Raw genomic sequence first — 10261 nt, 5'->3', positions numbered from 1 at the left:
CATTCCATGGCCTGCGCGTAGTCGAGCAAGGCCTTCCCTGCCAGGGGCAGCAGCCCCGCCTCGACCCTGCTGACGTGCGAGGCCGACACCCCGGCCTCGTCGGCCAGGCGCTTTTTCGACCACCCACGCGACAACCGGGTCAACTGCACCATCACGCTGTTCGCCGCGTCGTCGTACGGGTCCGGTGCCGTCACAGATCGCCTCCCCAACCGTCTCGGTGCTGTCTTTCGACACTAGCCCGCCGCCGCCGCGAATTCGCGCAGAAACACCGTTTGATCTGCGTTTTCCCAGTTCACGCCCACTAACGGACGTGGGGCGTGTGTGGCTGGTGTGACGATAGCGCAACTCCAGCCCGTGACGCCTGCAGACCGGCTGCTCCGTATGCGATCGGCGTGTCTTCCGGCCTCAAACTTTACCCCGGTCCGCACGATTCTATGCAAGGTTTTCGGCTGAAAGGCGGGGTCGTGACAGCTCCGATGGATCAACCCAACACACCCGACCGTCCGGTCTCCCGCAAGGAGGCCCGACGGCTGCTCAACCAGGTGGCGGTCGGGGTGGGGGCGATGCTGCTGGCCGCCGTCGATGACTGGAACGCCTTGTCGGCCCGGCACTCCGCACATCTGCGAACCGTGATGCAAGGGCTCGGGCGCGGCACATATGTTGCGGCCGCCGTCGCGGCGGGCACCGATGTGTGGCTGAGCACCCGCGGCATGCATCCACCCGGACACACGGTCGTCAAGCCCTACCGCTGGCCCGAGATCAACAGCCGCGGCAAGACGCACATGATGCTCCACCACAACGAGATGGAACCGACCACCCCGCGGCGGACCGCGTTCTTCACCCAGGATTCGGCGACCCTGGGCCTGATCGGCGATCCCACCCATTGCGAGCTGACCTGGGACTACGACATCGTCACCGACACCCATATCCGCCGGATCTGGGTCAGCGCGCCGGGCGTCGACTGGGACCGCTTCGAGGTTCCGATGGCCAAGGTGCAGGCCCAATACGCGACGTGGCGCAAGCGCGACATGAAGTGGCTGCCCGGGGCACTTCCTGCCGACACCGCCGCAGCCGCGCCGATGCCGGCCCGCCAACCGCAGGAAGACCTGCGGCCCGACATCCAGGGGCGGCCCCGGCGCCCCGAGGAAACCCGGGATGCCGAGTGAAGGCGGCACCGGTGACCATCCACGGACGGGCGTCGTGGACGGTCGTAGACGCTTCAGGCCTACCGGTCGGGGAGGTCGAGCAGTTCCTGCACTGGCTGCGTGCGATCGGCCGGTCGCAGAACACCGTCCGCTCGTATGCGCGCCACCTGAGCGTGTTCTACCGGTGGCTGGGCGCACGCGGAATCGACTGGGCCGCCGTAGTATTCGACGCACTGTGTGATTTCGTGGGGGCGCTGGCGGCCGGTTTGCCCCCGCTGCCGACCCGGTCCGGGAGCCGGGCGCCGGGAACGGTCAAAGCGGTGAGCGCGGCCGTGCGCGAGTTCTACGAGTTCCACCGCGTCGAAGGCCGCGGACCGCAGGATCTGGTGTTGACCCGCAACCCGTCGCGGCTCCCGCGCCGGGCACACAGCTTCCTGGCCCACATCGAGCAACGCCACCCCAGCGCGGTCTCCCGGTTGACCCGGCCGGGCAAGCAGCCGGCAGAGACCGTGCAGCTGATCGACTTCGAGGCCGACTTCGCGACGTTGCTGGCGGCGGCGTCGACCCACCGCGACCGGCTGCTGCTCTCCGCGCTCTATGACCTGGGCCCGCGGGTCGGGCAGGCGGTAGGCCTACGGCACGCCGACCTGGACCCGATGCGCAAGCGAGTGCAGGTGTGCCGCCGGGAGGACAACGCCAACGGGGCGCTGTCAAAGCAGCGAGCGCAATTCGCGGTGGCCGCGCCCCGCCGGTTCTTCGACCTGTACGCCGCTTACCTCCTCAGTGAGATCTCCGACCTGGCCAGCGATTACGTGTTCGTCAACCTGTCCCGGCCCCCGGGCGGCGGGCCGCTGTCGTACTCGAACGCCTACCAGCTCATCGAGCACATCGGCTCCGTAGCGGGCCTTGACGGGCTGCACCCACACATGCTGCGCCATACCCACGCAACTGCGCTGGCCAAGGCCGGATGGACGTCGGCTGAGATCGCTGCCCGGCTTGGCCAGTCGCACGCCGCCAGCGCCGACGTCTACATCCACCTCGCCAGCGACGATCTGGCAGACCGATTGCGCCGCACCGAGCAGCTGGTGTGGGCGCCACCGCAGCGCGAGGCAGGCCATGAGAAACATTGATTCCCACCCTGACTCCACGCGCAGAGGCCGCCGTTCGCCGCTACGGGTACCCGACGGGCCGTGGTGTCAGCCGACGTGGCAGGTGGTCGAACCGGCCGGAGACCGCCGCCGCCAGGCGGCGGACCCCTGCGCCGTCGACGCATGCAACAGCGAGCGGTACTGGCTGGGCGGCCCCCACTCCGCAGGCGCCGAGCGGCGCGGATTGTGCTACGCGCACTACTTCCAATGGTTCCGCGCCGGCCAGCCCGCCGACTTCACCGCATGGGCAACCTTCGAAGCCCAACCCGTCGGCGCCCCGCGCGGCCACCTCTCGGCCCAGATCGTCGACTTCCGGCGGCTACCGCAGATCGCGGCCGATGAGATCCGGTTCGTCGTCGCCACCAAGGTGCGCCGCGGCGACTGGACCCCCAACACCAGCCTCCGCCGCTTCTTGATGGTGCTCATCGACACCGCCGACGGCCGGATCACCGACTCCCTCACCGAGCGACCCGCCGGCGAGTGGCTTCTGCTGTGCCGGCAGCATTGGCCGCACGCGAGCTCGTTCGGGGCTTATCTGTAGGAGAGTGAGTTGGAAGTGGGTGTGACCAGCGGTGATGCTGTCGCGGTCATGTCCGTGACGGGGCCATAGTTCAACGGTAGAACGGGGCCTTTGCAAGGCTCAGATCGGGNCTGCTGTGCCGGCAGCATTGGCCGCACGCGAGCTCGTTCGGGGCTTATCTGTAGGAGAGTGAGTTGGAAGTGGGTGTGACCAGCGGTGATGCTGTCGCGGTCATGTCCGTGACGGGGCCATAGTTCAACGGTAGAACGGGGCCTTTGCAAGGCTCAGATCGGGGTTCGATTCCCCGTGGCTCCACAAACTCGCTTCAAGATGGAGCGTGCTTTGGTCGCCAGCTGTCGGCCGGACGTGCTAGAACGAACACATGTTCGATTCATTGGTCCCGTTAGCATCGCTTGTCACGCACCTCCGTCAGGCCGAAGCAGCGGGCGTGTCGTGTTTGACGTCTAGACGTCAAACGGCGTAGCTTGAAGGGAAGCCGATTGCGGCCAGAGTGAACACTTCGTCGAAGGAGCTTCGGATGGCTGAGCGAAGGCCCCCAGGTGTGGTGCGCGATGCAATCTTGGCGTTCTTCAAGGAGTCAAAGCAGCAGGACGCCTCCATTGCAGAGGTCCTTGAAGCCGTTCAACAGAAGCTAGGCTCCGAGGTCCCCGAGTCTTCGGTGCGGTCGTCTTTGCGGTTGCATACACCCGACACTTTCCAACGTGTTTCGCGCGGTCGCTACCGGCTTGTGAGGGGCAAGTGAGCGTAGAGAATGCAGTTGCCGATACCACTGGCAGTACACCGGGCTTCACCTACGGTGGGGCGACTCTGTACCAATCCGATTGCATCGAGTGGCTTGAAAGCTGTGCTGCCAATAGCATTCACGCTGTCGTCACGGATCCGCCGTACGGTCTGACCGAATACAACGAGGTGGAGCAGCGGAAGTTGCGGAACGGTCGCGGCGGGGTGTGGAGAATTCCGCCAACCCTAGATGGGTACCGGCGTTCGCCTCTGCCTCGGTTCACGACGTTGCGTCATAGCGAACGGGCAGAAATCAAGCGATTCTTCCATGATTGGGCATCAGCGCTGCAGCCGGTTCTGGTTCCGGGTGCGCACGTGTTTGTGGCATCGAATCCGCTTCTGTCGCATGTGGTTTCGTTTGCTCTGTACGAAGCAGGGTTGGAACGACGTGGCGAGGTTGTTCGGCTAGTCATGACGCTGCGTGGCGGGGACCGCCCCAAGAACGCCCACGAAGAGTTCCCCGATGTGACGGTGATGCCACGCTCGATGTGGGAACCGTGGCTGTTGTTCAGGAAGCCGGTCGAAGGCACGGTCGCGGAGAACCTGCGAAAGTGGGGCACCGGTGGTTTGCGGCGTCTTGATGCGGCTCGACCGTTCGGTGATGTGATCAGGTCAGCCCCAACACAATCGGCTGAAAAGCGCCTGGCACCGCATCCAAGCCTCAAGCCTCAGGCGTTCCTACGGAAGATTGTGCGCGCTGCGCTGCCCACAGGCGAGGGCGTGGTCCTGGATACGTTCGCCGGGTCTGGTTCCACCCTGGCCGCTGCGGAAGCGGTTGGTTATCGCAGTATCGGCGTGGAGCGCGACGAACGCTACGTCGCGTTGGCTGAATCAGCGATACCGGCGCTCGCAGCTCTGACCGTCACCGAAGACAGTGTGGCGGTCTGAGGCGGGGCCGTCTGATTCATCAGCGTCGCTGGCCGTGGATTTGCGCGGTATTGAGTGCGGTGCCAGGTAGCGTCATCGGATGTGGCGGATCTACCCAACTTCTTACGCTTGGCGCCGTCGTCGCGGCAGGGTCTGCGTACCGAAGCTCAGTTGCCGGTGCCGCTGCCGTACCACCTCAGGCCCGAGGACATCATGCGGCTGGTGGAGGACCTGCACCTTCTGCTGCACGAGCTAAACGTGCAGCTACACGAGCGTGGCTATGAGCGCCTTGAGGAACTGCTCGATCCGGCCGGATTCTCCGGGTTGCTGAGCCGCGCAATCGTCGACGGGATACACCGCCAATCCCGTGCTCTTGATCGCAACGAATACCACAACGGGTACCCCGATCTGGTACCCCACGGCGTCTACCCAGGCAACAGCGTGCAACACGGCACCAAGGGAGGACTAGAAGTCAAGGCTAGCCGATACCCGAGTGGATGGCAGACCCATGGCCCGCGCGCTGGATGGTTCTGCATCGTTCAGTTCGTGCTCGATGCGGATCAAACCATCGCGATTCAGCAGCGGGCCCCTACGCAGATCGTGGCGGTGATGATCGCCGAACTGGCGATGGAAGATTGGAGTTGGGCGCCGGCAGCGCCTGGAAGAATCCGCTCTGGAACGGCCAGCGTCAAGCCAAGCGGAGCGGCCAAGTTGCGCGCTGGAGCGGTCTGGGTCCATCCCGCGTACGAAGCCGAGCACCAAGAGCTGCTGCTCCGCGCCAGGCTTCGCGGCTTCAGCGAAAAAGCGAACGACGTTGTGCACGACATACTTTCGGCCAGCGGAGCCACCGCACTGTCGAAGATGGACATCGTGCACCTCGCCGCTAAAGCGGAATCGATTCCCGACCCGGAGCGCATTCGCAGCACGGTGGACCGGGCGGTCACCCACCTTCGACGCTCAGGGGCGATTAAGGTTGCGGGCCGGGGTACGTACCTTGCGGCGCACCACCATGACGACAACACCTGACAGGGCCGCTGCTACGGTCCGCGCGCAATAAGGGTGCTTCGAAGCGCTTCGTTCTCAGCCCGCAGCTCGGCGACCTCAGCTGTGAGGGCAGCGCAGCGGTCCATCGCGACGCGCAGCTTGGCGCGCAGTGAGTCCGCCGACGCCTTCTCGGGGGCGGGCCGGGGCGTGCGTCGTGAATGGTTGCGGTGGCGCACAATCTCTTCGCGAAGCTCAAGGTGCTGGTAAAGAAAGCTCGTGGAGACGCGCCCGGTCCGCGCAACGCTGACGAAAGATACTGGCTGGCCGGCGGTTTCGAGTTTGATGATGGCGCGGCGTGCCCTGGACTCAGCTTCGGCCGTGCGCGCGGCGGCCGCAGCGGCCAACCGTTCGACCCGGTTAGCGCGATCCGTCTTCTGGCTCACTCGTGTCCTCCGGTGGAGATTCATTCTCGAGTTCGGCGATGATCTTCTCCACCTTGTCGAGCATGGGTTGGTTCAATGCGACGACTTCCGGCTCGTTGGCGGCGCTTGCCTCGGTGATGACGGCGCGCAATTGATCGCGGTGCAAGATATGCGTGCCGAGGAAGGCCCGGCCGCCGGGGTCGTGGAAGGAGCAGTCCTGGCAGGGGTTCGGCCGGAAGTCGCACTTCTGCGCTGCAGGGAGCCGGCAGAAGCCGTTGGGCAGTGCCGCGGTGAACTTCGCGCGCAGCCGTTCGACTCCCGCGTCGACCCTGGTGTTGCCGGTGTCCTGTTTGGCCCAGAATTCGCGGGCCTTGCGAGCGAGGGTTTCATCGGTGATGCGGGCGTAGGCTGAGGTCATCGTGTCAGATGCATGGCCGAGGAAGTCGCGCACCTCCTGCTGGGTCCAGCCGTTGTTCAACAGGGTCATTCCGACGGTGTGGCGGAACCGATGTACATCCCCGCCGGAGATCGGCTCGCCGGTAACCGTTGATGAAGTGATGCCGTGCTCGTCGAACAGCGCGGACAGATGGTGGCGCAGGCCGCTGGTTGACCACGGCTTGGTGACGCCTGCCGCAGCATTGGACCGCTTGCCGGGAAACAGCAGCGATGCCGCGTCGCCGAATTCGGAACGTACTCGGCGCTGTTGTTCGAGGAGACGATCGGCAAGAGAGTCGGGGATTGGGAATCGCCGCCACGCTTGGGTTTTCGTCATCCAGTACTCGATCCAGTAGCCGCCGTCGTTGTGCCGTAGGCAGTCAATCGGCAGGGACACCAGCTCGGAGATGCGGCAGCCGGCCCACCGCGTGGTGGCGACCATCGTGCGGACAGTCGGGTCGACGAGCGGGTTCTCGACAATGAGGCGGTCGACGCGTTCGATCACGTCAGGAGGGAAGGGACGGGGGTTTCTGGCGATACTGCGAGGGTTCTCGCCGCGGCGAAGAAACACCGCTGACCCGAGCTCGGGCGCAAAACCGGTGTCGCGCATCGTTTCCAGCAGGTAGGCCATGGTGTTCACCGAACCAAGCGCGCTTCCGCCACGAGAGCTGCGGACCCACGCGAGGTACTCGAGAAATAGCGGCCGGTCGACGGACTGCGGTGCGGACACTCCGTTTGCGACAAGGTACTCGCTGAACACACGCGCGGCGCGAATCCACGTGCCGACGGTGTTCCACGCTGTGGCCGAGGTGACCAATTGCTGCTTCGCAAAGTCCTGCAAGACTTCGCGCAGCCAAGGCACCGCGATGCCGGACCAATCCAACGGCGCGCGCGTGTCCGGGCTTGCCGCGTCATCGGACTGCAGCGCGAACTCGAAACTGTCACGCCAGGCCCAGCGGTCGTCAGCCCACGGATCGGGGTCGGTGGCGCCTTCGAGCAGCCGGAAGAAGCTTCGTACATAGGGGGCGCAGACCTTGTCGAAGCTGCTGACGGGTGGCCAAAACTGCCTGATGAGGAGCAGCCATTGATCGGGCTCACGCTCGAGGAGCGAGTCGTCCACGCGGCCTTTGGCCGCGTGGATTAATGTCTTGAGGAACTTGCGCAGGCTGCGGTTCGGTGTCCAGTCGCCCCGGCTGATCTTTCGGCCGACGACGAACCGGATCTCATGCGCGACGCTGGCAGGCAGTTCCGTGAAATTGACGGGCCCGGGTGTGGGGCGGCCACGTGTTCTGCCGAGAGGACGCTGACCCTCGCGGGCCAGCCATTTCCGTATCGGAGCGCGTCCATCGCGCCACCACCGGAAGTAGTGTCCGTAGCACAGCCCGACACCATCACCTCCCTCGTCGGGGTTGCCGCCAAGCCAGTACACGTCGCGGCCGCAGTTCGGGCACGCGCACACGCCACGCGATCCTCGCCGGTTGTCACCGGCGGCGTCCCGGATGAGCCACTGCTCATTGCACCAGGGGCCCGGTTCGATCGGGAGCCGAGCGATCCGGTCGAGTTCGACGTTGTCCCATCTGTCGAACCTGTCGTGCTGGCCCGCCACCATCAGCGAGACGCATTCTCTGCGGGACGCCAGACCAGGTGTTCGGTGGCGCGCAGCCGGTCCCCGAGGTGATCGGCTGCCAAATGAATGTAGACGTCGGCACTGCTGGCGTGTGATTGGCCCAGCCGCGCGGCGATCTCCGGCGCTGTCCAGCCCGCGCGTGCAAGCGCAGTAGCGTGGGTATGCCGCAGAACGTGCGGATGCAAGTCGTCGATGCCGGCAGCAGAACCGAGGCGAGCCACCAACTGGTGGGCGTTGCTGTACGACAACGGCTTTCCAACGGGTTGGCGCGAGAGGTTGACGAACACGTAATCGGTGTCGAGCTCACGCAGTTCGCCTAACAGATAGTGCGCGTAGAGGTCGAAAAACCGCTGCGGCGCGTCCACCGAGAAATCACTGCGCTGCTTGGACAGGACGCCATTCGCGTTGTCGGTGCGACGCCGCACCCACACGAGGCGCCGCATCGGGTCGAGGTCCGCGTGGCGCAGCCCCAGCGCCTGACCGACGCGAAGGCCAACGTCGTAAAGGGCCGACAGTAACAACCGATCCCGAGCCGACGTGGCGAGGTCTTGAAGCTTGGCGAAATCCGTCTCGAAATCGATAACCGACACCGTCTCTGCCGAGGGTTTACCCCGGCGTGCCAGCCGCGGCTGCTTTTGTGGGCGCTTCTTCTCTACGTGTGCCAAGAAGCTACGCGACGACCGTGGCGCACGAGCCGGGTTACGTGTGAGTACCAACTCCTTCGGTCCGCGTCCCTCAATGCGATGGAACTCGTAGAATTCGCGCACCGCGGCGTTTACTGCCTTGACGGTCCCTGTGGAACGGGATCCTCCACCCCGCACGGGCAGCGGTGGAAGACCGGCCGACAGCGCGCCGACGAAGTCGCAGAGGTTGTCGAAAGTCACGCACTCCCAACCGATTCCGCGTGCGCGCAGCCACCTATAAAGCAGCGCCAAGTGCAGTGCGTAGGAGCGGACCGTATTGCTGGACCGATCGACTGCGCGCAACCAGTTGAGAAACTGCTCTACTTCGACGAGCGGTAGCCCTCGCTCATCAACGAGTGTCCACGACCGCGACCCGTGTACCGTCACGGGCCGCACACGCGCCGTGAGCGTCGCTCGACGCGCGCCTGCAGATAACTCGGTCATGACTGAAACGTAAAACCGACCACCGACACCTTGGCGGGAGCGGTGTCGGCGGGCTGACTTACCGCACGAGGCCGCCGGGCCAGTGTCTATGGTGATCCTTCGAGATCTTAAGGAGGTTGCCGCGCACCACTTTAAGGTCGGTGGTGGAAGGGACGTCGTCGTCGTGGCTGCCCGGATTGAGCACCTTGGGGAAGGTCTTCCATTGGCCCTTCTCCGCGTTGCCATCGATGACAAACGGGAACACCAGCGGAAACAGGTCGCCGAGCGTGGATGCTTTCGCCTCGACGTCATCGATTGTGGTCGGCGTCCCGGAATCGGTGAGGCCTGTGGCCACGATTTGCTTGGCGAGCCGCTCAGCGGCCGACCGCATTGTGTTACATGCGGCTCGTCGGCCCTTCGCCGTAGGCGCATACAGGCTCTCTTCGGCCTCGAGATCGGTGACCTCGACGCCGTCGAGCAGCAGACGGCTCTCGCATTCGGTGCCTTGTCCGAAGTCGCACAGCAGTTCACGGCGGATTTGGTGGGTGACGCCGTCGTGGCCGCGCAGCACCGCTTCGACGTAGACATCGGTATCTGTCGGCGGTAAGTGCGCGTTGCGCAGGCTGTCGTTGTACTCGGCCTTGGCGCCGCCGAGCAGATCCCGGCGGCTGCTGCGGCCGCTGAGTAGGAACTCGATCCCCTCCGCGAGACTGGTCTTACCCTGGCTGTTCCCGGCGTGCACCACAACCAGCGGCGCGTCGAGTTGCAGGACGCGCGCTTCATTACCGAACGCTCGGAAGCCGCGGATTTCCAACGACATCAACCGCGGACGGTTCACAGTGGTCACGACGACTGCCGCCATTTGGCGATAACGGCGTCGAGCGCTGTGTCGACGTCCTCTTCGCTCCCGGCCTGAGCGACGGCCTCAGCGAGCGCGCGGGCGTCGCGCTGTCCGGCGGCATCGCCGGATAGCTGCTTTAGCAGCGCATCGAGGTTAGGAAGCAGATCGCTCACCGGAGCGAGCGTACCGGTCACCATGTGAGATTCGACGCATGCTTTGTCACCCGTCAAAGAATTCCTATAGATAACCCGAACGTGACGGCCGCGCTCGCAGATTGTCAGGCCCGTCGCGGACGTCGAACTCATCGGTCGATCAGCTGCAGATAACGACTCCCTGTGCGCACCCTACATTCGGCGCTTCTTCCG

11 protein-coding genes and 1 tRNA gene are annotated in these 10261 nt (G+C 64.9%); 6 read left to right on the top strand and 6 right to left on the bottom strand.

Annotated elements, in window-relative coordinates; genetic code table 11:
- Positions 1-194, bottom strand: a 194-nt coding sequence (locus tag CWS39_RS27475) for a helix-turn-helix domain-containing protein (protein WP_142386962.1), incomplete at its 3' end; no start/stop codon positions are given.
- 270 nt (positions 195-464) lie between these two features.
- Between CWS39_RS27475 and CWS39_RS27470 the strand changes: the two genes are divergently transcribed.
- The 6 genes from CWS39_RS27470 to CWS39_RS27440 all read left to right on the top strand — a co-directional run bounded on the left by CWS39_RS27470 (position 465) and on the right by CWS39_RS27440 (position 5507).
- The gene (locus CWS39_RS27470) at positions 465-1166 is read left to right on the top strand and encodes a hypothetical protein (protein WP_233213731.1); all 702 of its coding nucleotides are present in this window, start codon (positions 465-467) and stop codon (positions 1164-1166) included.
- Between the two features lie 11 nt (positions 1167-1177).
- Positions 1178-2275, top strand: a complete 1098-nt coding sequence (locus CWS39_RS27465; protein WP_233213730.1) for a tyrosine-type recombinase/integrase — start codon at positions 1178-1180, stop codon at positions 2273-2275.
- The gene (locus tag CWS39_RS27460) at positions 2262-2834 is read left to right on the top strand and encodes a hypothetical protein (protein ID WP_233213732.1); all 573 of its coding nucleotides are present in this window, start codon (positions 2262-2264) and stop codon (positions 2832-2834) included. The genes CWS39_RS27465 and CWS39_RS27460 overlap by 14 nt, the downstream gene beginning before the upstream one ends.
- A gap of 223 nt (positions 2835-3057) precedes the next feature.
- Positions 3058-3128 (top strand) — tRNA-Ala (locus CWS39_RS27455).
- A gap of 444 nt (positions 3129-3572) precedes the next feature.
- Positions 3573-4502 carry a DNA-methyltransferase gene (locus CWS39_RS27445; protein WP_045373225.1) on the top strand — a complete coding sequence of 310 codons (930 nt, stop codon included), beginning with the start codon at positions 3573-3575 and terminating at the stop codon, positions 4500-4502.
- Between the two features lie 81 nt (positions 4503-4583).
- On the top strand, positions 4584-5507 hold the full coding sequence (locus tag CWS39_RS27440) for a hypothetical protein (RefSeq protein WP_057003219.1): 924 nt from the start codon (positions 4584-4586) through the stop codon (positions 5505-5507).
- A gap of 11 nt (positions 5508-5518) precedes the next feature.
- On the opposite strand, the gene CWS39_RS27435 is transcribed toward CWS39_RS27440, so the two are convergent.
- The 5 genes from CWS39_RS27435 to CWS39_RS29065 are packed head-to-tail and all read right to left on the bottom strand — an operon-like array spanning position 5519 to position 10069.
- Positions 5519-5869, bottom strand: a complete 351-nt coding sequence (locus CWS39_RS27435; protein WP_233213729.1) for a DUF6262 family protein — start codon at positions 5867-5869, stop codon at positions 5519-5521.
- A 13-nt stretch (positions 5870-5882) separates the two neighbouring features.
- Positions 5883-7931, bottom strand: coding sequence for a tyrosine-type recombinase/integrase (locus tag CWS39_RS27430; protein ID WP_102145998.1), 2049 nt, complete (start codon positions 7929-7931; stop codon positions 5883-5885).
- Positions 7931-9076, bottom strand: coding sequence for a tyrosine-type recombinase/integrase (locus CWS39_RS27425; RefSeq protein ID WP_085081013.1), 1146 nt, complete (start codon positions 9074-9076; stop codon positions 7931-7933). Before CWS39_RS27425 ends, CWS39_RS27430 begins: the two co-directional genes overlap by 1 nt.
- 58 nt (positions 9077-9134) lie before the next feature.
- Complete coding sequence (locus CWS39_RS27420) at positions 9135-9917, bottom strand: AAA family ATPase (protein ID WP_102145997.1); 783 nt, start codon at positions 9915-9917, stop codon at positions 9135-9137.
- Positions 9899-10069: a hypothetical protein gene (locus CWS39_RS29065; protein ID WP_155722938.1), complete on the bottom strand. Its 171-nt coding sequence runs from the start codon at positions 10067-10069 to the stop codon at positions 9899-9901. The genes CWS39_RS27420 and CWS39_RS29065 overlap by 19 nt, the downstream gene beginning before the upstream one ends.
- Between the last annotated feature and the right edge of the window lie 192 nt (positions 10070-10261).

It is taken from the genome of Mycobacterium hubeiense (genome assembly GCF_002838065.1).
Taxonomy (GTDB): Bacteria; Actinomycetota; Actinomycetes; order Mycobacteriales; family Mycobacteriaceae; genus Mycobacterium; species Mycobacterium hubeiense.
This window is presented reverse-complemented; position numbering and strand designations above follow the sequence as displayed.

Coding starts and splice junctions, on each gene's coding strand:
- CWS39_RS27430 (WP_102145998.1), bottom strand. CDS start 7,931: ATGGTGGCGGGCCAGCACGACAGGTTCGACAGATGGGACAACGTCGAA.
- CWS39_RS27425 (WP_085081013.1), bottom strand. CDS start 9,076: ATGACCGAGTTATCTGCAGGCGCGCGTCGAGCGACGCTCACGGCGCGT.
- CWS39_RS27460 (WP_233213732.1), top strand. CDS start 2,262: ATGAGAAACATTGATTCCCACCCTGACTCCACGCGCAGAGGCCGCCGT.
- CWS39_RS27420 (WP_102145997.1), bottom strand. CDS start 9,917: ATGGCGGCAGTCGTCGTGACCACTGTGAACCGTCCGCGGTTGATGTCG.